General features: G+C 66.5%; 21 protein-coding genes. 8 read left to right on the top strand and 13 right to left on the bottom strand.

The features are described from left to right. Positions 1–15: 15 nt before the first annotated feature. From creC to MJ122_RS16325, 3 genes are all read right to left on the bottom strand, one after another. Entirely contained in the window at positions 16–1,434 is a 1,419-nt protein-coding gene (gene creC / locus MJ122_RS16335; RefSeq protein WP_088416003.1) for a two-component system sensor histidine kinase CreC, read from the bottom strand. Next, a complete protein-coding gene (gene creB / locus MJ122_RS16330) occupies positions 1,434–2,123 on the bottom strand; it encodes a two-component system response regulator CreB (RefSeq protein WP_088416002.1) in 690 nt (229 codons plus the stop codon). Before creB ends, creC begins: the two co-directional genes overlap by 1 nt. Positions 2,124–2,188: 65 nt before the next feature. Then, on the bottom strand, positions 2,189–2,710 hold the full coding sequence (locus MJ122_RS16325) for an ATP-dependent zinc protease (protein WP_017520188.1): 522 nt from the start codon (positions 2,708–2,710) through the stop codon (positions 2,189–2,191). A gap of 134 nt (positions 2,711–2,844) precedes the next feature. Here MJ122_RS16325 and MJ122_RS16320 point away from each other — a divergent pair, with 134 nt between their 5' ends. Next, entirely contained in the window at positions 2,845–3,729 is an 885-nt protein-coding gene (locus MJ122_RS16320; RefSeq protein WP_239744816.1) for an acyltransferase, read from the top strand. A gap of 6 nt (positions 3,730–3,735) precedes the next feature. On the opposite strand, the gene MJ122_RS16315 is transcribed toward MJ122_RS16320, so the two are convergent. Next, positions 3,736–4,299, bottom strand: a complete 564-nt coding sequence (locus MJ122_RS16315) for a DUF2780 domain-containing protein (RefSeq protein WP_239744815.1) — start codon at positions 4,297–4,299, stop codon at positions 3,736–3,738. A gap of 97 nt (positions 4,300–4,396) precedes the next feature. Next, positions 4,397–4,939 carry a DUF2780 domain-containing protein gene (locus tag MJ122_RS16310; protein ID WP_239744814.1) on the bottom strand — a complete coding sequence of 181 codons (543 nt, stop codon included), beginning with the start codon at positions 4,937–4,939 and terminating at the stop codon, positions 4,397–4,399. Between the two features lie 293 nt (positions 4,940–5,232). On the opposite strand from MJ122_RS16310, the gene mdtD reads away from it, so the two are divergent. Next, positions 5,233–6,669, top strand: coding sequence for a multidrug transporter subunit MdtD (gene mdtD, locus MJ122_RS16305; protein ID WP_239744813.1), 1,437 nt, complete (start codon positions 5,233–5,235; stop codon positions 6,667–6,669). On the opposite strand, the gene MJ122_RS16300 is transcribed toward mdtD, so the two are convergent. Both MJ122_RS16300 and MJ122_RS16295 read right to left on the bottom strand, forming a co-directional pair. Beyond that, positions 6,670–7,182 (bottom strand): ATP-dependent zinc protease, encoded by a 513-nt coding sequence (locus MJ122_RS16300; RefSeq protein WP_239744812.1) that lies wholly within the window; start codon positions 7,180–7,182, stop codon positions 6,670–6,672. Positions 7,183–7,276: 94 nt separating this feature from the next. After that, complete coding sequence (locus tag MJ122_RS16295) at positions 7,277–7,486, bottom strand: cold-shock protein (RefSeq protein WP_017520182.1); 210 nt, start codon at positions 7,484–7,486, stop codon at positions 7,277–7,279. A 322-nt stretch (positions 7,487–7,808) separates the two neighbouring features. Here MJ122_RS16295 and dbpA point away from each other — a divergent pair, with 322 nt between their 5' ends. Together dbpA and yccS are read left to right on the top strand one after the other, a co-directional pair. After that, a complete protein-coding gene (gene dbpA / locus MJ122_RS16290) occupies positions 7,809–9,185 on the top strand; it encodes an ATP-dependent RNA helicase DbpA (protein WP_088415995.1) in 1,377 nt (458 codons plus the stop codon). 141 nt (positions 9,186–9,326) lie between these two features. Next, entirely contained in the window at positions 9,327–11,522 is a 2,196-nt protein-coding gene (gene yccS / locus MJ122_RS16285) for a YccS family putative transporter (protein ID WP_239744811.1), read from the top strand. Positions 11,523–11,561: 39 nt separating this feature from the next. Here yccS and MJ122_RS16280 read toward each other — a convergent pair whose 3' ends face one another. The 6 genes from MJ122_RS16280 to rpmE all read right to left on the bottom strand — a co-directional run bounded on the left by MJ122_RS16280 (position 11,562) and on the right by rpmE (position 17,175). Continuing rightward, complete coding sequence (locus MJ122_RS16280; RefSeq protein WP_088415993.1) at positions 11,562–12,296, bottom strand: transporter substrate-binding domain-containing protein; 735 nt, start codon at positions 12,294–12,296, stop codon at positions 11,562–11,564. A gap of 61 nt (positions 12,297–12,357) precedes the next feature. After that, positions 12,358–13,131 carry a phosphatase PAP2 family protein gene (locus MJ122_RS16275; protein ID WP_239744810.1) on the bottom strand — a complete coding sequence of 258 codons (774 nt, stop codon included), beginning with the start codon at positions 13,129–13,131 and terminating at the stop codon, positions 12,358–12,360. 179 nt (positions 13,132–13,310) lie between these two features. Continuing rightward, positions 13,311–14,579: a malic enzyme-like NAD(P)-binding protein gene (locus MJ122_RS16270; RefSeq protein ID WP_088415991.1), complete on the bottom strand. Its 1,269-nt coding sequence runs from the start codon at positions 14,577–14,579 to the stop codon at positions 13,311–13,313. 103 nt (positions 14,580–14,682) lie between these two features. After that, positions 14,683–16,128, bottom strand: a complete 1,446-nt coding sequence (locus tag MJ122_RS16265) for a M48 family metalloprotease (RefSeq protein WP_172419163.1) — start codon at positions 16,126–16,128, stop codon at positions 14,683–14,685. 2 nt (positions 16,129–16,130) lie between these two features. After that, complete coding sequence (locus MJ122_RS16260) at positions 16,131–16,883, bottom strand: thermonuclease family protein (RefSeq protein ID WP_239744809.1); 753 nt, start codon at positions 16,881–16,883, stop codon at positions 16,131–16,133. Between the two features lie 76 nt (positions 16,884–16,959). Continuing rightward, positions 16,960–17,175 (bottom strand): 50S ribosomal protein L31, encoded by a 216-nt coding sequence (rpmE, locus tag MJ122_RS16255; RefSeq protein ID WP_017520174.1) that lies wholly within the window; start codon positions 17,173–17,175, stop codon positions 16,960–16,962. Positions 17,176–17,349: 174 nt separating this feature from the next. Here rpmE and MJ122_RS16250 point away from each other — a divergent pair, with 174 nt between their 5' ends. From MJ122_RS16250 to hslV, 4 genes are all read left to right on the top strand, one after another. Next, complete coding sequence (locus tag MJ122_RS16250) at positions 17,350–19,611, top strand: primosomal protein N' (protein ID WP_239744808.1); 2,262 nt, start codon at positions 17,350–17,352, stop codon at positions 19,609–19,611. 203 nt (positions 19,612–19,814) lie between these two features. After that, positions 19,815–21,578 (top strand): arginine--tRNA ligase, encoded by a 1,764-nt coding sequence (gene argS, locus MJ122_RS16245; protein ID WP_088415987.1) that lies wholly within the window; start codon positions 19,815–19,817, stop codon positions 21,576–21,578. Positions 21,579–21,584: 6 nt separating this feature from the next. Beyond that, complete coding sequence (locus MJ122_RS16240; RefSeq protein ID WP_239744807.1) at positions 21,585–22,397, top strand: SPOR domain-containing protein; 813 nt, start codon at positions 21,585–21,587, stop codon at positions 22,395–22,397. A 144-nt stretch (positions 22,398–22,541) separates the two neighbouring features. Then, positions 22,542–23,078, top strand: a complete 537-nt coding sequence (hslV, locus tag MJ122_RS16235; RefSeq protein WP_017520170.1) for an ATP-dependent protease subunit HslV — start codon at positions 22,542–22,544, stop codon at positions 23,076–23,078. Positions 23,079–23,085 lie beyond the last annotated feature (7 nt).

Here is a 23,085-nt window from a genome sequence, read left to right as displayed (position 1 = left end):
CTCCGACGAGAAGCGTTACGGCTGCGGCAGCAACAGGCTCGCGCGCACCCCTCCCTCGACGTTCTCCACGCGAAGCTCGCCACCATGCAGCGCTGCTACCTCCGCGACGAAATTGAGACCGAGACCGGTGCTCTTGCGTCCGCTCGCCGGGCGCGGCAGCGAGTAGAAACGCTCGGTCAGGCGCGGCAGGGCGAATTCCGGAATGGCTTCACCCTGGTTGAACAATTCCACCCGCCAACCTTCGCCGTCCGGCTGCGCATCGAAGCGGATCACGCCTCCGGGCGGGGTGAAATCCAGCGCGTTGTCCAGCAGGTTGCCCAGCGCCTGGCGCAGCAGGAAACGCTCGCCGTGCACCATCGCCCGTGGCGCAATCGCATTCTCCAGCTGCGCGCCCTGGACGCGTGCCAGGCGCTCGTCGATCAGTTCATTCGCCAGTTCCCGCAACGCCACCGGCACACGCTCTTCCAACCCCTGGCGCTGTTCCACCTGGGCCAGGTTCAGCAGGCGCTCGATCAGTTGCTGCAGACGCTCGCTTTCCCCGGCGATGTTGCCAACGAAGCGCGCCCGCTGCTCGGCGGGCATCTCGCCTTCGAGCAGTTCCGCCGCGCCGCGAATGGCCGCCAGCGGGCTTTTCAGCTCGTGGGTCAGGGTGTGCACGTAGCGCTCGACGTAATCCTTGCCCTCCAGTTGCACGCGCATGTGCTCCACCGCGTCGGCCAGTTGCGCCATCTCGCCGCCTCGATAACGCGGCAGCTCCGCGCGCCGGCCTTCGCTGACCGCCTGGGCGTAGCGGGTCAGGCGATCCAGCGAGCGGCTCAGCCACCAGGACAGGCCCGCGCCCACCAGCAGGCCGAGCACGATCAACCCGGCGCCGAGCCACGCCAAACGGCGCTGCGAGCGGTCGATGTAGGGCTGCAGCGTGCGGTTGGGCTTGGAGACCGAGACCACGCCGATGATCTTCCCGCCGTCGCGGATGGGCGCGGCGACGTACATCACCGAGGACTCCGGATCGTCCGCCGATTCCCGGCTGGAGCGGGCGCCGTACTGGCCGCGCAGGGTCAGGAAGACGTCGTTCCAGCGCGAATAGTCCTGGCCCACGGCCTGGCCAAGGGAGTCCAGCAGGACGATGCCGCGCGCGTCGGTGACATAGATGCGGTGGTTCACCGCCGTCTTGTTCACGCCCCAGATGTCCGCCTGCGGGCTGCGCGCACCATAGGCGCGCAGCATCTCCGGCAGCCGGCTCTGGTCGAGGGTGCCGTTCTTCACGTCAGCCTGGAGAATCTCGGCCAGCAGGTTGGCGGTGTCCACCAGCGTCTCTTCGCTGGACTGCCGCACACCGGGACGGATCTCATCCATCACCGTGCGCAGGACGAACCAGCCGGTCAACCCGACGAAGAAGAAGTAGACCAGGAATATCCGCAGCGACAGCCGCATCAGCTCTTGTCCGGCGCGTAGCTGTAGCCCAGGCCGCGGTGGGTCTGGATCGGTTCGGCGGCGGGAACCACCTGGCGCAGCTTGGCGCGCAGGCTCTTGATGTGGCTGTCGACGTTGCGCTCGTAGCCGGCATCGGCGGCGACGCCCAGGGCATCGAGCAATTGCTCGCGGCTGAAGACGCGTTCGGGGCGCGCCAGCAGCGTCTGCAGCAGGCGGAATTCGTGACGGGTCAGGGCCAGCGGGTGGCCATGGTAGCGAATCTGGAAGCGCTCCTCGTCGACCTCGAACGGGCCGTTGCCGGCGGGTACCGTGGCTGGTGTTTCGCGCGGTGCGGTGCGCTTGAGGATGGCTTTCACCCGCGCGGCGACTTCGCGCGGGCTGAAGGGCTTGACCACATAATCGTCGGCGCCGATCTCCAGCCCCACCACGCGATCGATCTCGGCGTTGCGCGCAGTGAGGAAGATCACCGGTACTTCGGAAAAACGCCGCAGCTGTTTGCAGGCTTCGAAGCCGCTGATGTCGGGCAGGCCGACGTCGAGGATGACCAGGTCGAATGCGTCACGCTGCAGGCGTTCGAGGGCGGGGCCGGCGAGGTTCAGCCAGGTGGTCTCGAAACCTTCGGCCTGCAGGGCGTAGAGCAACGTGTCGGCGATGGCGGCTTCATCTTCGACGATGAGAATGTGGGGCATGGGATTCCGATTCCCGGGAAAGTCCCGAAAGGGTCCACCAAGCCCCGCGCCGCGTCAATCGAGGATCAGGAGCAGTCCGGCTTGCCGGCCACGAAGCGCTCGCCCGCATCCACCGCCACATGGAATTTGCGCAGGCCCTTGGCGCCCATCAGGAACGGGTAGTTGAAGTGGCTGCGGTCGGTGAGGTTGACCTCGATGGTGCGCTGGTCACCGCCCAGGCACACCGGCAGCTCGATCACCGGACGCTGGCTGAGGCCGGGGCTGGACTCTTCCTCTTCATCCTCGCCGGCTCCATCGGAGCGGTTCTTGATCTTCGAGATGCGCGCGAGCTTGTGCTCGTACACCGAGTCGCCGCCGTCCTTGGTCGCCAACTTGAAGCGCACCCAGTCCTCGCCGTCGCGCTGGAAGATCTGGATGTCCTTGGCCGACAGCGAGGAGGTGTAGGCGCCGGTGTCCATCTTGGCCTGCAGGGTCTGGTCGAGTTCGGGCAGGCTGACCCATTCGTAGCGGCCGTAAAGCTTGGTCTCGGCGGCCAGGGCGAGGCCGGGCAGGGCAATGAGCGTAAGCAGAGCGAGGGCGCGTTTCACGCGAAATCTCCGGGGTGGAATACGTCGCATAGGACTAGCACGGCAGCCATTGGTTCGCCATACCTGCGCCGCTTGGGCCGGAACAATTGTCTGCGTATCATGGCCGCGCCATCGTCGCACAAGGAATGGACCCCATGCCGGCCGTCAAAGGCGTCATCGCCAGCCTACTGCTGTTGCTCAATACCCTGATCCTGATCGGGCCGATGATGCTGATCGCGCTGCTCAAGCTGGTCGTCCCCGGCCAGGCCGCGAAGGACGCCTGCTCGCGCGGGGTGATGTGGATCGCCGAGACCTGGGCGGAGATCGACAAGGCCATCTTCGCGCTGATGACCCCGACCGTCTGGGACATCCGCGGCGGCGCCCAGCTGCGCGGCGACACCTCCTACCTGGTGATCAGCAACCACCAGTCCTGGGTCGACATTCCCGCGCTGGTGCAGGCCTTCAACCGCAAGACACCCTACTTCAAGTTCTTCCTGAAGAAGGAACTGATCTGGGTGCCCTTCCTCGGCCTGGCCTTCTGGGCGCTCGATTACCCCTTCATGAAGCGCTACAGCAAGGCCTTCCTGGAGAAGCACCCGGAGCTCAAGGGCAAGGACCTGGAAATCACCAAGGCCGCCTGCGAGAAATTCAAGCGCATGCCGGTGACCGTGGTGAACTACCTGGAGGGCACGCGCTTCACCCCGGCCAAGCAGGCCCAACAGCAGTCTCCCTACCAGAACCTGCTGCGGCCCAAGGCCGGCGGCGTGGCCTTCGTGCTGGCGGCGCTGGGCGAGCAGCTCGATACCCTGCTGGACGTCACCCTGGTCTATCCGAAGGGTCCGCGTCCGGGCTTCTGGGACCTGCTGTGCGGACGCGTGCCGCGGGTCATCGTCGACATCCAGGCACGGGAGATCGACCCCGCGCTGTGGCAGGGCGATTACGAGAACGACGCGGAATTCCGCCAGTACGTGCAGCACTGGGTGTCGCAGCTGTGGGAACAGAAGGATGCACGCATCGAACAGCTGCGCCAGGAGTTCTGACGCTCGTTACGCCCCCCTCCCGGCGACCGGCGCAGCCGGCGTCAGCGGGGCCGCTGGCGTCCCCCACAGACCACCGAGCGTACCGAGTAACTGGCTGCTCAGGCCCTGCTCGGTAAAGTAGTCGAGGATCACTCCGGCGAAGCGGCCGATCATCGACTGGTCCATGCCCAGCACGCCGAATATCTGGTCGACGTCCTGCAGGTTGTTGATCCCGCCCAGCAGCGCCGCAGCGCTGCCCAGGCCACCCAAGCCACCCAGTGCGCCCCCCAGGTCGCCCAGCGAGCTGTTGCCGGCGAGCTGGTCGAGGTTCGGCAGGGATTTCTGCAATTGCGCCGTGTCGGTGTCCTTCAGGCTGTTCATCGCCATCGCCAGCAGGGCGCCGGTGCCCCCAATGGCCTGCTGCTCGCTGACGCCCAGCTGTTTGGTGAGGTTGCTCAGCAGCGCGCTGGCAGCCGGCGGCACGCTCTGCGTCTGCGCGGCGGGCTCGCTGGTGTCGGTGAAGGTAGCGGCGAACACGGGGGAAGCGGCCAGCCAGGCGGCAGCCAGGAAGACGGCGGAACGGGTGGGCATCGACGGCTCCGGAATACGGAATTCCGGCCCCAGGACGGGGCCGGATCGACGATAGGACCGGAGCGCCTGGCGGCGGTTCCGCGCCGCCCGGCGGATATCAGGCGCCGGTGCCCCAGAGGTTGCCCAGGGTGCCGAGCAGGTTGCTGTTGGCGCCCTGCTTGCCGAAGTAATCCAGCAGCACGCTGGCGAACTTGCCGGTCATGTCCTGATCCATGCCCAGCGCGCCGAACGCCTTGTTGACATCGCCCATGCTGCTGACGTTGCCCAGCAGGCCGGTGGAAGCGCCACCACCCAGATTGCCGAGCTGGCCACCGAGGCCGCCCAGGGCGCTGCTGCCGGTGAGCTTGTCGAGGCCGGGCACGGTCTTGGCCAACTGCGAATAGTCCGTGCTGCTCAGCTTGTTCTTCGCCAGGCCCAGCAGTGCGCCGGTACCGCCGAGCGCCTGTTCGTCGCTGACGCCGAGCTGGCCGGTCAAGGCGCCGAGCAGGCCGCTGGTCTGCGGGGTGGAGGCAACGCGCGAGGTGTCGGAGCCGGTCGCGCCGGAAACCGCCTTGGCGGCATCGCCCAGGTTGAAGGCAAACGCGGAGGAAGCCGCCAGCAGGGCGGCCAGTGCGAGGGTGACGCGGGGATTGACGGACATCGCTGGCTCCAGGTAGTTGCAACCGCCATATCGACCCAGCCAGGCGGGCATCGTTCCGCCGCTACAGCCGGCGCAATCGGAAAGCGCGGGCCGATCACGCTACGGTAAAGAACTGGAGCCAGCGCAGCGGCCCATGGAACCTTCCGCTCGACCCTCCGCCTCTCTCGCAGGCCACTCGTACAATCCTTTGCGTCGACCCCGAGCAAGAATGGCCCCACCGTCATCGCGGCGTTTTCTCCCGCGATTGGCAAAGATTCCCTAAGCTAGACGCATCCACGTCCAACGGACCGACCATGAGCGAACCCTTCATCCTCACGCCCCGCGTGGCCCGCCTCCTGCCCTGGCTGGTGGCCATCGCCTTCTTCATGCAGGCCCTGGACGGCACCATCCTCAACACTGCGCTGCCGAGCATGGCCCGCTCGCTGGCAGAAGACCCGCTGCGCATGCAGGGTGTGGTGATCGCCTACCTGCTCACCGTGGCGCTGCTGATTCCCTCCTCCGGCTGGATTTCCGACCGCTTCGGCACGCGCCGGGTGTTCCTCTTCGCGATCTTCCTGTTCAGCCTGGGTTCGCTGCTCTGCGCCCTCTCGCCGAGTCTTGGCGCCCTGATCGGCGCCCGCGTGGTGCAGGGCATCGGCGGTGCGCTGATGATGCCGGTGGGGCGGCTGGTGATCCTGCGCGTGTACCCGCGCACGGAGCTGGTGCGCATCCTCAGCTTCGTCACCATCCCCGGCCTGCTCGGCCCGCTGGCCGGCCCGACCCTGGGGGGCTGGCTGGTGGAATACGCCAGTTGGCACTGGATCTTCCTGATCAACCTGCCGGTGGGCCTGCTCGGCTTCATCGTCGCCCTGCGGCTGATGCCGGACCTTCGCGGAGTGCGCGCAACCCGCTTCGACTCGATCGGTTTCCTGCTGTTCGGCGGCGCCATGGTGCTGATCACCATTGCCCTGGAAGGCCTCGGCGAGTTGCACATGCCCCATGTGCGCGTGGTCCTGCTGCTGGTGGGCGGGCTGGTGCTGCTGGCGGCCTATTGGCTGCGCGCGCTGCGCATCGAGTCGCCCTTGTTCCCGCCATCGCTGTTCACCACGCGCACCTTCGCCGTGGGCGTGCTTGGCAACCTGTTCGCGCGCCTGGGCAGCGGCTCCCTGCCCTTCCTCACGCCGCTGCTGCTGCAGGTCGGCCTGGGCTTCTCGCCGTCGCGGGCGGGCATGACCATGATCCCCATGGCGCTGGCGGCCATGGGGATCAAGTCACTGGCGCGCCCGCTGCTGGACCTGTTCGGTTACCGCAGGCTGCTGGTCGGCAACACGCTGTTGCTGGGGGCGTTGATCGCCAGCCTCGGCCTGGTGGACCAGGACACTCCCTACGCGCTGCTGCTGGTGCAACTGGCGATACTGGGCGGGATCAACTCGCTGCAGTTCACCGCGATGAACACCCTCTCCCTGATCGACCTGCGTGACGACAACGCCAGCGCCGGCAACAGCCTGCTCTCGGTGGTCATGCAGTTGTCCATCGGCATGGGTATCGCCTGCGCGGCGGCGCTGCTGGGCGGTTTCAACGGCGATCAGGAAAGCGCCCAGGGCGACGTGCTGTCGGCCTTCCACGCGACCTACTTCAGTGTCGGCATCCTCTCCATGCTGGCGGCGGCGATCTTCTTCCAGCTCAACTCCGACGATGGCCGCACCACGCCACGCCGGGTCGATCCGGAGCATGGTGTGGACGAGCACTGATCAGGGCTTGCAGGTGGGCACGACGGTCTGGGTCTTCGACGCGTCCACCGCGCCCAGGTGTTCCAGGGTGCGGCGGCCGAGCAGCACCGGGTAGTCCAGGGTCTGGCGGTCACGCAGGGTGAACTGTTCCCGGTAGACCTTTCCGCCCAGGCACACGTCCATCAGCACTACCGGGCTGCGCTCGACGCCGCCGTCAGTCTTGAACTTGAGCACACGCTCGACGCGCCGCTCGAAGGGCAGGCGCTCTTCCTTGCCGGTGGCCGGGTCGGTGAGCATCACGTCGTACTGCACCCAGCGCTCGCCGTTCTTCTTGATCCGGACGATGTTGCGCGCGTCCATCACCGAAGTCTGCGCACCGGTATCCAGCTTCGCCTTGAGCGGCGCCTGTTCGGGCATCAGCGTGAGCGTTTCCACCCAGCCCCAGGTGGTGGGCTGCGCAGGCGCGTCGGCGGCGAGGGCGCTGCCCGAGGCGAGCAGGCCGGCGAACAGCAGGCGGATGGCGGGCGATGGCATGGATGGCGGCTCCGGTTGTCATAGGCGGCACTGTAGGCAATAAAAAACCCCGGATGTTTCCACCCGGGGCTCTTTTGGCTGACGCCAGGGGATCTTAGATCACCTGTACGCGCTCGGCCTGCATGCCTTTCTGGCCCTGCACGACTTCGAAGCTGACTTTCTGGCCTTCGGCCAGGGTCTTGAAGCCGTTACCTTCGATGGCGCGGAAGTGTACGAACACGTCCGGGCCGCTTTCCGGGGTAATGAAGCCGTAGCCTTTGGTCTCGTTGAACCACTTGACGGTGCCGTTCTGACGATTCGACATGGTGTTCTCCTTGGAACGTACTTTTTGAAATTAGCCACGAATGGCCAGGAACTGAGTTGCAAGGAGTTACAAGGAGTCGAGCAGGACGGGGTGGAATAACCGACCGCATCAGGTCACGATCGACGGCGACCCATGCAAACACAGTCCGGAAACTCTACGACAAAAATCTGCGGAAAGCGAATCTCTTGGAAAAACCGTTTATCGCGGCCTCGGCAAATTCGGACGAGTGGCCTCAAACCCTTGCCATATCGGCTTCTCAGCCCTGCTGAGGGTGCTCTCCTGCTACACTGCGCGGCCATATGGATTCACCCGGGCTCCCTTCGTGACCACCTCCGCATTTTCCAGCCTCGCGCTGTCGGCCGACCTGCTGGCCAACCTCGACTCTCTCGGCTATCGCGAGATGACGCCGATCCAGGCCGCCGCCCTGCCGGCGATCCTCAAGGGCCGCGATCTGATCGCCCAGGCCAAGACCGGCAGCGGCAAGACCGCCGCCTTCGGCATCGGCCTGCTGAGCCCGCTGAATCCGCGCTACTTCGGCTGCCAGGCACTGGTGTTGTGCCCGACCCGCGAGCTGGCCGACCAGGTGGCCAAGGAGATCCGCCGCCTGGCCCGCGCGGCCGATAACATCAAGGTGCTGACCCTGTGCGGCGGCACGCCCTTCGGCCCGCAGATCGGCTCGCTGGAGCATGGCGCCCACGTCGTGGTCGGCACGCCGGGACGTATCCAGGAACACCTGCGCCGCGGCACCCTCAAGCTCGACGGCCTCAACACCCTGGTGCTCGACGAGGCCGATCGCATGCTCGACATGGGCTTCTACGACAGCATCGCCGACATCATCGGCCAGGCACCGGCGCGCCGTCAGACCCTGCTGTTCTCCGCCACCTATCCCGACGGCATCGGCCAACTGGCGGCGAAATTCCTGAAGAACCCCGAGCGCGTGGAAGTGGAAGCGCTGCACGACGACAGCCAGATCGAACAGCACTTCTACGAGATCGATCCGAAGCAGCGCCTCGATGCCGTCGTGCGTCTGCTGCAGCATTTCCGCCCGCAGTCCTGCGTCGCCTTCTGCCATACCCGCCAGCAGTGCATGGAAGTGGTGGAGCAGCTCAACGCCCGCAAGATTTCCGCGCTGGCCCTGCATGGCGACCTGGAACAGCGCGAGCGCGACCAGGTGCTGACCCTGTTCGCCAACCGCAGCTGCAGCGTGCTGGTAGCTACCGACGTGGCCGCGCGCGGGTTGGATATCGCCGCGCTGGAAGCGGTGATCAACGTCGAGCTGTCGCGCGATGCGCAGGTCCACGTGCACCGCATCGGCCGCAGCGGCCGCGCCGGCGAGAAGGGCCTGGCGTTGTCGCTGGTGACTCCCGCCGAGGCCAGCCGTGCCCAGGCCATCGAAGACCTGCAGGGCGCGCCGCTGAACTGGGAGCGCATCGATTTCCTCAAGGCCAACGACACCCCGCTGCTCCCGCCCATGACCACCCTGGCGATTGCCGGCGGGCGCAAGGACAAGCTGCGTCCCGGCGACATCCTCGGCGCGCTGACCGGCGACGCCGGTCTCAAGGGCACCCAGGTCGGCAAGATCGCGATCTTCGACTTCCAGGCCTTCGTCGCGGTAGAGCGCGATGCGGCCAAGCAGGCGCTGAAGCATTTCAACGAAGGCAAGATCAAGGGCCGCTCCTTCAAGGCGCGGATTCTCTGATCGCTGCGTTCCACGCGATGCGCGCAGGAGCGGACTCCGTCCGCCCTGCGCTGGCGACATCCAACCTGTCGCGCTCGCGATAGCAGCGCGGCAGACGTTCCGCTAGTCTGAGCGGCAGACATCCGGAAGTCCCGCACGCGCATGCTCTCCTCCCCACTGCTCCAGTCTCTGCGGCGCCTCTGGGCGCTGGACAAGTTCGCCTACAGCCTGCGGGTGTTCGTCGCCCTCAGCGGGGTCATGCTCGCGTGCTGGTTGCAGGGCCGCCCGGAGCTGGTGATCCCATTGTTCCTCGGCGTCATCGCCAGCGCCCTGGCGGAAACCGACGACCACTGGCTGGGTCGCCTGCAGGCGCTGCTGGTGACCCTGGCCTGCTTCACCATTGCCTCGCTGGCGGTGGAGTTGCTGTTCCCCTATCCGCTCATCTTCGTCACCGGCCTTGCGCTCTCGACCTTCGCCATGACCCTGCTCGGCGCCCTGGGCGAACGCTATGCGGCGATTGCCTCGGCCACACTGATCCTGTCGATCTACACCATGATCGGTGTCGACCAGCGCGGCGGCACGCCCACCGACTTCTGGCGCGAACCGCTGCTCCTGGTGGCCGGCGCGGCTTGGTACGGATTGCTCTCGGTGCTGTGGAACGCGCTGTTCGCCAACCAGCCGGTGCAGCAGAGCCTGGCGAAGCTGTTCCTCGAACTGGGCGAGTACCTGAAGATCAAGTCGACGCTGCTGGAGCCGCTGCGCCAGCTCGACGTCGAGGCCCAGCGCCTGGCGCTGGCGCGGCAGAACGGGCGGGTCGTGGTGGCGCTCAACCAGGCCAAGGAAACCATCCTCGCGCGCTTGTCCCAAGGCAGGGCGAGTCCGAAGATCAGCCGCTACCTGAAGCTCTATTTCATCGCCCAGGACGTCCATGAACGCGCCAGCTCCTCGCACTATCCTTACAACCAGCTGGCCGAAGCCTTCTTCCACAGCGACGTGCTGTTCCGCTGCCAGCGCCTGCTGAACCAGCAAGGCAAGGCGTGCAAGGCTTTGGCGAAAGCGATCCAGCTGCGCCATTCGTTCGACTACAACGATAGCGAGCTGGCCCTGGCCGACCTCAACGCCTCGCTGGACTACCTGCGCCAGCAGGGCAACCCGGCCTGGCGCGGCCTGCTGCGCTCACTCGGCGCGCTGGCGGCCAACCTCACCACCCTGGATCGCAAGCTCAGCGGCGCGAGCAACCCCGACGCACTGGACGACGAGCAGGACAGCACCCTGCTGGACCGTTCCCCGCGCTCGTTCAAGGACGCCCTGGAGCGCATCCGCCAGCAGGTCTCGCCGAATTCGCTGCTGTTCCGCCACGCCCTGCGCCTGTCGCTGGCGCTGGCCGCCGGCTACGGCATGCTCCACCTGATCCACCCGACCCAGGGCTACTGGATCATGCTCACCACGGTGTTCGTCTGCCAGCCGAACTACGGCGCCACGCGCATCCGCATGGTGCAGCGGATCCTCGGCACACTGGTCGGCCTGGTGGCCGGCTGGGCGCTGATCGACCTGTTCCCCAATCCGCTGATCCAGTCGCTGCTGGCGGTGGTCGCCGGGGTCGCCTTCTTCGCCACGCGGAGCACGCGCTACACCCTGGCGACGGCGGCCATCACCCTGCTGGTGCTGTTCTGCTTCAACCAGGTGGGCGACGGCTACGGGCTGATCCTGCCGCGGCTGTTCGATACCCTGCTCGGCGCGCTGATTGCCGGCATCGCGGTGTTCCTGATACTGCCCGACTGGCACGGGCGCAGCCTGCACCGCCTGGTCGGCGGCACCCTGGCGTGCAACAGTCGCTACCTGCGGGAAATCATGCAGCAGTACGCCAACGGCAAGCGCGACGACCTCGCCTACCGCACCGCCCGGCGCAACGCACACAACGCTGATGCGACGCTCTCGACCACCCTGTCGAACATGCTGCTGGAGCCCGGCCACTTCCGTAAGGACGCGGAGATCGGCTTCCGCTTCCTGGTGCTGTCGCACACCTTGCTCAGCTACCTTTCCGCCCTCGGCGCGCACCGTAACCAGCTGCCGCCGGACGTCAACGACGACCTTATCGCCGAGGCTGCCGAGCAACTGACCAGCAGCCTCGACGACATCGCCACGCGCCTCAACGAACGACGCCCGGTGGCTATCTACAGCGACGAGGAGGACGCACTGGCCAAGCGCCTGGAAGAGCTCCCGGAGGAACAGGACGATGCCCACCGTCTGGTGCAGACCCAGCTGGCACTCATTTGCCGGCAGCTCACCCCGCTGCGCACCCTGGCGGCGCACCTGCTGAAGAAGGACATCGGCGCGGAGCAGGCCGACACCGCCTGATGCCGAAACGTCCAACTGCGTGGGAGAGACAGAAAAGCCCTACAGCCCATGCTCGCGCATCAGCTCGTCGTAACTGCCGTCCTCGCGCATCTCGCGAATGGCCTTGTTGAACGCCGCGACTATTTCAGCGTGGTTGCGCACATGCCGGCCGACCAGGATGTGCAGGCCATTCTCGGTCAGCGGCAGCGGCAGGAATTCCAGCTGACCCTTGAGTTCGGCCAGATCGCCATTGAAGTGCATGCGCGCGGTGATCTCGTCTTCCAGCGTCAGGTCCACGCGGCCGGCCTGCAGCATGAGCGCCGCGTTGACGAAGCTGAACACCGGCACCCGCTGCAGCTTCGGGTCGTTGTTGAAGGCCTCGGAATAGGCGTAGCCACGCACCATGGCGATGCGGTACGGGTAGAGATCGGCCAGCTTGCCGAAGGTGATGGGTGAGCCCTGGCGCTTGATCAGGCGCACGCGGTTGACCAGGTAGGGCTCGGAATACACAGCGAAGGCTTCCCGCTCCGGCGAATACCAGGCGTCCGCCACCAGGTCATATTCGCCGTTTGCCACGCCATGCAGCACGCGAGGCCAGGGCACTTCGATGTATTCGCTGGCATAGCCGGCGCGCTTGAGCGCTGTCTGCACCAGGTGCACCGCCACGCCGTTGCCGGGCAACTGGCGGTCCGCATAGGGCGGCCAGCGGTCAGCTGCAATGCGCAGCACTTCCCCGGCCCGCGCCGCGCTGGCAGCGCACAGGAACAAGAGGATCAGCAGCAGGCGCAGCGGCATCGGGGATGTCGTCCAGGGAGAAGCTTTCAAGACTAGACGCTCCCCTCGGCGCCGCGCCAACTCAGAACAGCATCGCCGCGCGCAAACTCATGCCACCGCCGGTTTCCGGCACCACGGCGACGTTGTAGCGCTGGCTCGGCGGACCTTCGAGGAACAGGTTGTAGGTGAAGTTGGCGAAGAAGTTGCCCACCGCCATCCCCACCAGTACGTCGGTGGGGTAGTGCTTGTCCCCTTCCACGCGCGACAGTGCGGTCAGCCCGTCGAGGGTATAGAGCCCGGCCTTGGCCGTGTAGCGCCAGGTCGGGTCCATGTCGATGTAGTCCAGGTTGCGGCGGGTGAAGCTGGTGTGCACGGCCGTTACGGCGGTGTGCTTGGACGGGAAGGAGTCATCGGGAATCCCGTCCGGCCGTTCGCGCCCGGACCATTCCTTGGCTTCTTCGACGAAGCCGGTCACCGCGTAGCGGTCCGCCGCCAGCAGCGTCAGGTTGCGCCCGCGCCAGCTCCACTTCTCCTCGCTGCTCACGTCCTTGGGCGAGGCCACCAGCGCGGTGACGACGCTCAAGCCGGTGGCGAGGTTGAGCATGCGGTCGGCGGCCTGGTTGGCGTCGCCGCCGAAGAACCAGTCATGGTTGCTCGCCGACTTCTGCCACTTGTGGTCCCAGTTGCCCGCCGCGATCACCGCAGCGCCGGCCACCGGCCCCCAGACGTCGGCGCTGGTGACGGCGCGCTGCGCCGAATCCCCCACCCGGTCCCAACTCATTTGCGGTGCTCCTGCGCAACCGCCGAGCGTGGCGCCGGCCGCCAGGGTGGCGGCTGCCAGCAAAGTCCGATTCATGATGTTCCCCCATGCGCCCGGCCCGCTCCAGGGCAGCGGACGCGTCAATGCATGAGCGGGGAAGGATAGTCCGGTGCGCTCTGAAGGCTCGTGCCTTCAGTCATTAATCGGTAACTCTTCGTTTCGTACATCGAAAAAAGAAAAACCCCGCCGAGGCGGGGTTTTCAGGTCAGACGGAATCAGCCCTTGAAGACGTCTTCGACCGACTGCAGCGGATAGTGCTTCGGATACGGCAGGGTCGCCACGCCGGTCTCGATGGCGGCCTTGGCCACGGCGTCGGAAACGACGGTGATCAGGCGCTTGTCCATCGGCTTCGGAATGATGTATTCGCGGCCGAACTCGATGGCGCTCACGCCGTAGGCGTCGCACACGTCCTTGGGTACCGGCAGCTTGGCCAGGTCGCGCAGGGCCAGCGCGGCGGCGATCTTCATCTCTTCGTTGATGCGGGTGGCGCGCACGTCCAGGGCACCGCGGAAGATGAAGGGGAAGCCCAGCACGTTGTTGACCTGGTTCGGGTAGTCCGAACGGCCGGTGGCCATGATCACGTCATCGCGGGTGGCGTGGGCCAGTTCCGGTTTGATTTCCGGGTCCGGGTTGGAGCAGGCGAAGACGATCGGGTTCGGCGCCATGCGCTTGAGGTCGTCGGCGCTCAGCAGGTTGGCGCCGGACAGGCCGACGAATACGTCGGCGCCTTCCAGGGCGTCAGCCAGGGTGCGCTTGTCGGTCTCGGTGGCGAACACGGCCTTGTACTGGTTCAGGTCGTTGCGGCCGGCGTGAATCACGCCCTGGCGGTCGATCATGTAGATGTTCTCGACCTTGGCACCCATGCTCACCAGCAGCTTCATGCAGGAGATGGCGGCGGCTCCAGCGCCCAGGCAGACGATCTTCGCGGTCTCCAGCTTCTTGCCGGCGATTTCCAGCGCGTTGAGCATGCCGGCAGCGGTCACGATGGCGGTGCCGTGCTGGTCATCGTGGAAGACCGGGATGTCGCACTGCTCGATCAGCGCGCGCTCGATCTCGAAGCACTCGGGTGCCTTGATGTCTTCCAGGTTGATGCCGCCGAAGGTGATGGAGATGCGCTTGACGGTGTCGATGAAGGCCTGCGGGCTCTCGGCGTCGACTTCGATGTCGAACACGTCGACACCGGCGAAGCGCTTGAACAGCACGCCCTTGCCTTCCATGACCGGCTTGGAGGCCAGCGGGCCGAGGTTGCCCAGGCCGAGGATGGCGGTGCCGTCGGAAATGACCGCGACCAGGTTGCCCTTGCCGGTGTACTTGAAGGCCAGTTCCGGATCACGCGCGATTTCGCGTACCGGCTCGGCGACGCCGGGGCTGTACGCCAGCGACAGGTCGCGGGCGGTGGCGGTCGGCTTGGTCAGCTCGACGCTCAGTTTACCGGGGCGGGGTTGGGCGTGATATTCGAGGGCAGCGGTCTTGAGATCAGACATTTGGGCACTTCCGCTTTTGTTGCTTGTTGGACAGACGGGGGTCCGAGCATACGCACAAACCCCGCACCTGCCAAGGTAGCCCAAGCCCCTGCTGTCAAGACCTCTAGCGTACGACTTTCAGCCAGCCGCCAGGTTTTGGCTGACCAGTTGGATACAAGTCATTCAATAAACGTATACGATTTATCGAGTCAGATTCCGGACCGGATTCGGCCTTCGCGAACTGCTCGACAGTCTGCCCGGATTGAACCTGAACAACGGCGATCCGGCGCGGTTGTGCGTATTTCTGTTCGTCAGCACGCATGGGTCGGAAGCTGCGGATGACCTGCATGAATTCGTCGTCCACGCTCTCCAGGGAGGCGCGGCCTTTGACCGCACCCACGAAGAGATAGGCGCGGTCCTTCTGGTAGACCACCGCCACTCGCCGCGCGGGCGAGCCGGGCACCACGCCGGTGGCCACCTGCAGACCGGCCTGCTGGAAGCTTTCTTCGTTCGATAGCCGGCCACCGGTGCCCTTGCGCAGGTATTCCGCCGGGGTCAGCTGGCCTTCGCGCTGCACCAGCTTCATGCCGATATAGGCCTGCTGGTCGGCGGTGAAGCCCACCAGCGCACTTGGCTGGTTGAGGATGCCCCAGCCCGACGGGTAGGTCAGGGTGAAGTCCAGTTCGGAATGGTAGAAGCTCTGCCCGCGGCGCACGCCGCTGGAGGCGGAGTCGCCGAAGGGCATGCCATCGATGGCCTTGAGGTAGCGCTCGGCGCCGATCTCGTGCTGGCTGTTGGCGGCCAGGGTCTGGGCGGGGCCGATCACCTGCTTGAGGCGCTGGTCGTTGTCCGGGTGGGTATCGAACAGCCCGTGGTAGCCCACCGGCTGGGCGGCCTGCCCCTTGCGCGCGGCTTCGTCGCGGGCGAAGTCTTCCTGATTCTTCAGCACCCGCACCACCTGGATCATGGCGGTCGGGTCGTAGCCGGCGCGGGCCAGGTACTTGGCGCCCAGGCCGTCGGCCTCCAGCTCCATGTCGCGGCCATAGCCGCGCACGAAGGCGGTGCCGAGCACGTTGGTGAGGTCGGCGGCAGCGCCAACGCCGGTGCCGATGGCCACGGCCTGGCCGAGGATGTTCCAGGCGCTGGACTGGCTCTGCTGGCGCACGCTGTGGCGCGCGGTGACATGGCCGACCTCGTGGCCGAGCACGGCGGCGAGTTCCGCTTCGGAGCCCAGGTACGCCATCAGCCCGCGGTGGATATAGATGTAGCCGCCGGGCAGGGCGAAGGCGTTGATGTCAGGCGTGTCGATGACCGTGAAGTGATATTGCAGGCTGGGCCGGTCGCTGGCTCGGGCAACCCGCTCGCCGACCTGCTGGACGTAGGCCTGCAGCTTGCCGTCTTCATAGCGCGGATACTGCTGGGCGATCTGCTGGCTGTACTTCTGCCCCATTTCCAGCTCGCTCTGCTCGCTCATCATCACGAAGTCAGTCTTGCCGGTGGCCGGGTTGGTAGCGCAGCCGCCAAGGACACTCAGCAGCGCCAGCAGGGTCAGGATTCCGAACGAGCGCATGCTCATGGCAATACCTCCATCATCGCCGGATCGGTCACAGGCAGCATCCAGCGCGCCTGTCCGGGTTTCACGCCACCACGCTCGGCGCGGTCGATGACCCAGCCGCGCGCCTCCACCTGTCGACCCTTGAGATCGCGCAGGGTTGCATCGTCGAAGCGCTTCACGAGTTTCGCCTCGATCCGCAGCACCAGCGGGCCGTCGAGATCGATCCACAGGCCACCGCGATTGCGTTGTACCTGCTTGACCCGCCCGTGCACCACTGCGAACCCGCTTTCGTGAAGTTGTTCCGCCGTCTGTACCGGCGCGCGCTTCCACAGACCGAGTCCAGCACTGCGCGCTTGCCGCTCGGCAACCTGCTGGCAGGCGGTGAGGTCGGTATTCGGTGCGATAGCTACAAGGTAGCCCAGGCCTTCGGCGAGCAGGCGGGATTCGAGGTTGTTGCCGTGGGCGTCATAGGCATGGGCCAGGGTACGGCCGTACTTGTCCTTGCCCTGCTGGCCGGCAACCAGGCCGACCTCGCCGTCATTGGCCGCCACCAGCTCCTGCAGGCGACGCTGGGCGGCCACCGCGAAGGCTTCTTCGGAACGGCCGTGATGGGCCAGCTCCGGGGCGTTGACGCCGATCAGGCGGACGCTGCGGCCATCGGCCAGCCTGAGCGTGTCGCCATCCACCACCCGTGCCACGCGCACCGTTTCGGGCGACGAAGGTTTCGGGCAGGCAGCCGCGCCGGCTTCCAGGGAAAAAAGGACGGCCATAAAAAAGGCGCCCACAAGGGACGCCTTTTTCGAATTACCGTGAAAAACCATCGTCGGCCTTTCCCGGAAATCGATCTTACTTCTTGCCGCCGAACATGGCGAAGCGCTGGTTGAAGCGATCGATACGGCCGCCGGTGTCCAGGACTTTCTGCTTGCCGGTGTAGAACGGGTGGCATTCGGAGCAGACGTCCAGGTGGATAGCCTTGCACAGGGTCGAACGGGTCTTGATCACGTTGCCGCAGCTGCAGGTGGCTTCGATTTCTTCGTACGCGGGATGGATTTCCGGTTTCATGCTCTTTTCCTCTCGGTGGTGTGCCGCCACCCAGTCTCTGGCAGAAGCCGAGCCACGGCCATCAAGGACCGCGGGCGGGATCTTTTACCGGGCACCGCACGAAATTAAGGGCGTGGATCATACCAGAGATCGCTTTCAACGCAAGATCGGGCATGACCGACCGTCGCGTCGCCCATGCTACCATCCGACGCTCCTCGCCGCCCCGGAATCCGTCGCGTGCCGTCACCTGCCATCCTGCGTCTCGCCCTGCCCTCGCCGCTGCGCCGTCTGTTCGATTACCTGCCTCCGCGCGGGGTCGACGTGGCACGCCTGCAGCCGGGCGTACGCCTGCGCGTGCCGTTCGGCCGCCGCGAAATGGTCGGCGTGCTGGTGGACAAGGTGGAGACCTCCGACGTGCCGGCGGACAAGCTGCGCCCGGCGCTGGCCGTGCTCGACCGCGAACCGCCGATGCCGGCGCACCTGCTGGAGCTGTGCCGCTGGACGGCGCAGTACTACCAGCACAGCCTGGGCGACACCTTTTCCTGGGCGCTGCCCAACCTGCTGCGCCAGGGCGACCCGGCCGAGGCGCGCCAGCAGCGCTTCTGGCACGCCGAACCCGGCGCCCGCGAGGAGGACCCACGCCTGGCCCGAGCACCGCGCCAGCGCGAGACGCTGAGAATACTCAAGCAACACCCGCACGGCGTCGCTCACGACCTGCTGAGCCAGTTGCAGATCAACAAGGACAGCCTCGACCTGCTGCAGGAAAAGGGACTGGTCACCCTGGAGGTGCGCGAACACCGTGTGCCGCCGCACCATGGCCCGTGGCTGGCCCAGGCGGAACTGCCGCTCAATGCCGAGCAACGGGCCGCCTTCGAGGCCGTGCGCGCCGGCTTTGGCAGTTTCCACAGCTTCCTCCTGGCTGGCGTCACCGGCAGCGGCAAGACCGAGGTCTACCTGCAACTGATCCGCGAGACCCTGGAAGCCGGCAAGCAGGCGCTGGTGCTGATCCCCGAGATCAACCTGGGCCCGCAAACCCTTTCCCGCTTCGAGCGCCGTTTCAACGCACGTATCGCCCTGCTGCACTCCGCGCTGACCGACCGCGAGCGCCTCGACGCCTGGTTGGCTGCCCGCGATGGCGAGGCGGATATCGTCATCGGCACCCGCTCGGCGCTGTTCACCCCATTGAAGAATCCGGGGCTGATCATCATCGACGAGGAACACGACGCTTCCTATAAACAGCAGGAAGGCCTGCGCTACCACGCCCGCGACCTGGCCATGGTGCGCGCGCGCCTGGAAAACGTGCCGATCCTGCTGGGATCGGCCACCCCCGCGCTGGAAAGCCTGCACAACGCCCAGAGCGGCCGCTATGGCCTGCTGCGCCTCACCCAGCGCGCTGGCGGCGCGCACCAGCCGAAGTTCCAGCGCCTGGACGTGAAGAGCCTGCCGCTGGATTCGGGCATCTCCATGCCATTGCAGCGCTCGATCAAGGAAACCCTGGCCGCCGGCCAGCAGGTGCTGGTCTACCTGAACCGCCGCGGCTTCGCGCCGACCCTGCTGTGCCACGACTGCGGCTGGATCAGCCAGTGCCCGCGCTGCGACGCGCGGATGACGGTGCACCAGGGCAGCGGCGAGCTGCGCTGCCACCACTGCGACCACCGCGAGCGGCCACCGCGCAACTGCCCGAAATGCGGCACGGTGGACCTGCGCCCGGTGGGCGCCGGCACCGAGCGCGCCGAGGAGCGCCTGCGCATCCTCTTCCCGGATTACCCGGTGCTGCGCATCGACCGCGACAGCACCTCGCGCAAGCACGCCATGCGCGACCTGTTCGCCACCATCAATAAAGGCGAGCCGTGCATCCTGGTGGGCACCCAGATGCTCGCCAAGGGACATCACTTCCCGCGCGTCACCCTGGTGGCCATCCTCGATGCCGACGGCGGGCTGTTCTCCGCAGACTTCCGCGCCAGCGAGCGCATGGCCCAGCAGATCGTCCAGGTCGCCGGCCGCGCCGGACGCGCCGAAGAGCCGGGCCGCGTGTTGATCCAGACCCACCTGGCCGACCACCCGCTGCTGGTACAACTCACCGAACAAGGCTACTTCGCCTTCGCCGACCAGGCCCTCACCGAGCGCCGCTCCGCCGGCCTGCCGCCCTTCTCGCACCTCGCCCTGCTGCGTGCCGAAGCGCACAACCCGGGGCAGGCCGAAGGTTTCCTCGACGAAGCCTGCGCCGAGGCCGAGCGCTTGCAGGCCACGCTCGGCCACGAAGTGGAACTCCTCGGCCCGGTACCGGCCCCCATGGAGCGCCGCGCCGGCCGCTACCGCGCCCAGCTGCTATTGATGAGTGCCGCCCGCGCGCCGTTGCACCGCCTGCTGACGCCCTGGCTGCAGACGCTTGAAGGCATGCCCGGCGGGCGCCAGGTGCGCTGGTCGCTGGACGTGGACCCGATCGACCTCTTCTGACAGAGCCCCCGTACAGATAAAACCGTCCGTGCTTGCGCATCCGTCCTACATTGACTTCCATCAGCCGCGACGGATGGCACAGCGGCGAGACTGAACTTGGAGCGCTCCGCGGTTGGCAAGCCATGCCCGGCCACGGATAATGCGCGGTTCTGAGCCCGATAACCGGTCGCGCGCGCCGGATGCACGCGAGCACGGAGAAAACCATGAAAGACACCATTCGCCACCTGATCCAGCAAGCCCTTGTCCGCCTCACCGAAGACGGCACCCTGCCGGCCGGCCTGACGCCCGACATCCAGGTGGAGAACACCAAGGACCGAACCCACGGTGACTTCGCCAGCAACATCGCCATGATGCTGGCCAAGCCGGCCGGGATGAAGCCGCGCGACCTGGCGACCCAGCTGGTCGCGGCGCTGCCGCAGAGCCCGGAAGTGGCCAAGGTCGAGATCGCCGGTCCCGGCTTCCTGAACTTCTTCCAGGACCAGACCTGGCTCGCCGCCAGCCTCGACAAGGCCCTGGCCGACAGCCACATCGGCGTGCGCAAGGCCGGCCCCGCGCAGCGCGTGGTGGTGGACCTGTCCTCGCCGAACCTGGCGAAAGAGATGCACGTCGGCCACCTGCGCTCGACCATCATCGGCGACGGCGTCAGCCGCGTGCTGGAATTCCTCGGCGACACGGTGATTCGCCAGAACCACGTGGGCGACTGGGGCACCCAGTTCGGCATGCTGCTGGCCTACCTGGAAGAACAACCGGTGGACGCCCAGGCCGAGCTGCACGACCTGGAAGTCTTCTACCGCGCCGCCAAGAAGCGCTTCGACGAATCCCCCGAGTTCGCCGACCGCGCCCGTGAGCTGGTGGTCAAGCTGCAGGCCAACGATCCCAAGTGCATCGCCCTGTGGACCCGCTTCAACGACATCTCCCTGTCGCACTGCCAGAAGGTCTACGACCTGCTGGGCGTGAAGCTGACCATGGCCGACGTGAAGGGCGAGAGCGCCTACAACGACGACCTCGCACAGGTGGTGGCCGACCTCACCGCCAAGGGCCTGCTGGTCGAGAGCGACGGCGCCCTGTGCGTGTTCCTCGACGAATTCAAGAACGCCGAGGGCGAACCGCTGCCGGTGATCGTGCAGAAGGCCGGCGGCGGCTACCTCTACGCCACCACCGACCTGGCCGCCATGCGCTACCGCCACAAGGTGCTGCACGCCGACCGCGTGCTGTACTTCGTCGACCAGCGCCAGGCCCTGCACTTCCAGCAGGTGTTCGAAGTCGCCCGCCGCGCCGGTTTCGTCCCGGCCAGCATGGACCTGGAGCACATGGGCTTCGGCACCATGAACGGCGCCGACGGCAAGCCGTTCAAGACCCGCGACGGCGGCACCGTGAAGCTGATCGACCTGCTGATCGAAGCCGAGGAGCGCGCCTACACCCTGGTCAAAGGCCTCAACGAGAAGCGCATCGAGAAAGGCGAAACGCCCTTCGACGAGGAAGAACTGCGCCGCATCGGCCACGTGGTGGGCATCGACTCGGTCAAGTACGCCGACCTGTCCAAGCACCGCACCAGTGACTACAGCTTCAACTTCGAGCTGATGCTGAGCTTCGAGGGCAACACCGCCCCCTACCTGCTCTATGCCTACACCCGTGTGGCCGGCGTATTCCGCAAGCTGGGCAAGGGTTACGACGAGGTGGGCGGCAAGATCGTCCTGCAGCAGCCCCAGGAAATGGCCCTGGCCGCGCAGTTGGCGCAGTTCGCCGATGTGCTCAACAACGTCGCCGTGAAGGGTGTCCCGCACATCCTCTGCGCCTACCTGTACGAGCTGGCCGGCCTGTTCTCCAGCTTCTACGAGCACTGCCCGATCCTCACCGCCGAAGACCCGGCGCAACAGGAAAGCCGCCTGCGCCTCGCCGCGCTGACCGGCCGCACCCTCAAGCAGGGCCTGGAGCTGCTGGGCCTGGAAACCCTGGAGCGCATGTAAGCACCCATGGCGAAGAAGAAACCCGCTCCCAAGCGCGGCGCCAGCCGCTACCAGGCCCCGGCCAAGAAGAGTTCGGTCCCCGGCTGGGTCTGGCTGGTCGCCGGCCTGGCCATCGGCGGCTTCATCATGTTCCTGATGAAGCTGGAGCCGGGTCGCAACGACGTCAAACGCGAGAAGCCGGACGCGCCCAAGACCGTGGTCGGCTCCAACAAGCCCTCCGGCACCGTGCAGCCGCAACAACCGGCCGCGCCGACCGGGGTGAAGCCCAAGTACGACTTCTACACCCTGCTGCCCGGCTCGGAAGTCGCCGTGCCGCCGGAAGCCGTGCCGCCGCCGGCCAAGCCGCAGCAGCCGGCGACCGTGGTCGCGACCAAGGAAGAAGCCGAGAAGATCGACACCCAGCGCGCCCTGGCCGCGTTGAGCGGGCAGAATCCGCCGCCGCCCGCGGTGGTCAAGCCGGCGACGCCCGCCACGCCGCCCGCGACCCAGGTTGCCAGCGCGCAGAAGCAGGCGCTGCCGCAGGCTCCGACCAGCGACACCGCACCGGCCAAGCCGACGCCGCCACCAGCCGTGGCCGCCACGCAGTACTACCTGCAGGCCGGCTCGTTCCGCAAGCAGACCGACGCCGACCACCTGCGCGCGCAGATCATCATGATGGGCCAGAACGCCCGCGTGGAATCCGGCACCGTGCGTGACGAAACCTGGTACCGCGTCATGGTCGGCCCCTACGGCGACCGCGCCAAGGCCTCAGCCGCGCAGAAACAACTGGCCGGCAACGGTTTCAGCAACCTGCTGTTACAGCAGCGCCAGACCCGCTGAAACCCGGCCACGCCAGGGCCTGCGCCGACGGGCGGCGCGCGAAATGCGCGCTACTCGTCCGGCGCAGGACTTGAACCCCGCCTTCCTAGTCCCCATCTGACTCTGCATTCGGGCACATCGCCCCGCTAGTGTGGAGTAAGACCCTTGACCACCATCGTATCTGTCCGCCGCAATGGCAAAGTCGTCATGGGCGGCGACGGCCAGGTTTCCCTGGGCAACACCGTGATGAAAGGCAACGCGAAGAAAGTCCGTCGCCTGTACCACGGTGAAGTGCTGGCCGGCTTCGCCGGCGCCACCGCCGATGCCTTCACCCTCTTCGAACGCTTCGAACAGCAGCTGGAAAAACACCAGGGCCACCTGGTGCGCGCCGCTGTCGAGCTGGCCAAGGACTGGCGTACCGACCGTTCCCTGAGCCGCCTGGAAGCCATGCTGGCCGTGGCCAACAAGGACGCCTCGCTGATCATCACCGGCAACGGTGACGTGGTCGAACCCGAGCACGGCCTCATCGCCATGGGCTCGGGCGGCGGCTTCGCCCAGGCAGCAGCCCTGGCCCTGCTGCAGAAAGGCAGCGACGACATGAGCGCCCGCGAGATCGCCGAGACCGCGCTGAACATCGCCGGCTCCATCTGCGTGTTCACCAACCAGAACCTGACCCTTGAGGAGCTCGACAGCGCCGTCTGAGCGCTGT

Source organism: Pseudomonas sp. DP-17, from assembly GCF_022380625.1.
Classification (GTDB): domain Bacteria; phylum Pseudomonadota; class Gammaproteobacteria; order Pseudomonadales; family Pseudomonadaceae; genus Pseudomonas; species Pseudomonas nitroreducens_A.
Note: the sequence above shows the minus strand (reverse complement) of the source record. Positions and strands in the feature narration are given on the sequence as shown.

Excerpts from the sequence above, each read along its gene's own strand:
- creC (WP_088416003.1), bottom strand. The coding sequence starts at position 1,434 with ATGCGGCTGTCGCTGCGGATATTCCTGGTCTACTTCTTCTTCGTCGGG.
- creB (WP_088416002.1), bottom strand. The coding sequence starts at position 2,123 with ATGCCCCACATTCTCATCGTCGAAGATGAAGCCGCCATCGCCGACACG.
- MJ122_RS16320 (WP_239744816.1), top strand. The coding sequence starts at position 2,845 with ATGCCGGCCGTCAAAGGCGTCATCGCCAGCCTACTGCTGTTGCTCAAT.
- MJ122_RS16315 (WP_239744815.1), bottom strand. The coding sequence starts at position 4,299 with ATGCCCACCCGTTCCGCCGTCTTCCTGGCTGCCGCCTGGCTGGCCGCT.
- MJ122_RS16310 (WP_239744814.1), bottom strand. The coding sequence starts at position 4,939 with ATGTCCGTCAATCCCCGCGTCACCCTCGCACTGGCCGCCCTGCTGGCG.
- mdtD (WP_239744813.1), top strand. The coding sequence starts at position 5,233 with ATGAGCGAACCCTTCATCCTCACGCCCCGCGTGGCCCGCCTCCTGCCC.
- MJ122_RS16300 (WP_239744812.1), bottom strand. The coding sequence starts at position 7,182 with ATGCCATCGCCCGCCATCCGCCTGCTGTTCGCCGGCCTGCTCGCCTCG.
- MJ122_RS16295 (WP_017520182.1), bottom strand. The coding sequence starts at position 7,486 with ATGTCGAATCGTCAGAACGGCACCGTCAAGTGGTTCAACGAGACCAAA.
- yccS (WP_239744811.1), top strand. The coding sequence starts at position 9,327 with ATGCTCTCCTCCCCACTGCTCCAGTCTCTGCGGCGCCTCTGGGCGCTG.
- MJ122_RS16280 (WP_088415993.1), bottom strand. The coding sequence starts at position 12,296 with ATGCCGCTGCGCCTGCTGCTGATCCTCTTGTTCCTGTGCGCTGCCAGC.
- MJ122_RS16275 (WP_239744810.1), bottom strand. The coding sequence starts at position 13,131 with ATGAATCGGACTTTGCTGGCAGCCGCCACCCTGGCGGCCGGCGCCACG.
- MJ122_RS16270 (WP_088415991.1), bottom strand. The coding sequence starts at position 14,579 with ATGTCTGATCTCAAGACCGCTGCCCTCGAATATCACGCCCAACCCCGC.
- MJ122_RS16265 (WP_172419163.1), bottom strand. The coding sequence starts at position 16,128 with ATGCGCTCGTTCGGAATCCTGACCCTGCTGGCGCTGCTGAGTGTCCTT.
- MJ122_RS16260 (WP_239744809.1), bottom strand. The coding sequence starts at position 16,883 with ATGGCCGTCCTTTTTTCCCTGGAAGCCGGCGCGGCTGCCTGCCCGAAA.
- rpmE (WP_017520174.1), bottom strand. The coding sequence starts at position 17,175 with ATGAAACCGGAAATCCATCCCGCGTACGAAGAAATCGAAGCCACCTGC.
- MJ122_RS16250 (WP_239744808.1), top strand. The coding sequence starts at position 17,350 with ATGCTACCATCCGACGCTCCTCGCCGCCCCGGAATCCGTCGCGTGCCG.
- argS (WP_088415987.1), top strand. The coding sequence starts at position 19,815 with ATGAAAGACACCATTCGCCACCTGATCCAGCAAGCCCTTGTCCGCCTC.
- MJ122_RS16240 (WP_239744807.1), top strand. The coding sequence starts at position 21,585 with ATGGCGAAGAAGAAACCCGCTCCCAAGCGCGGCGCCAGCCGCTACCAG.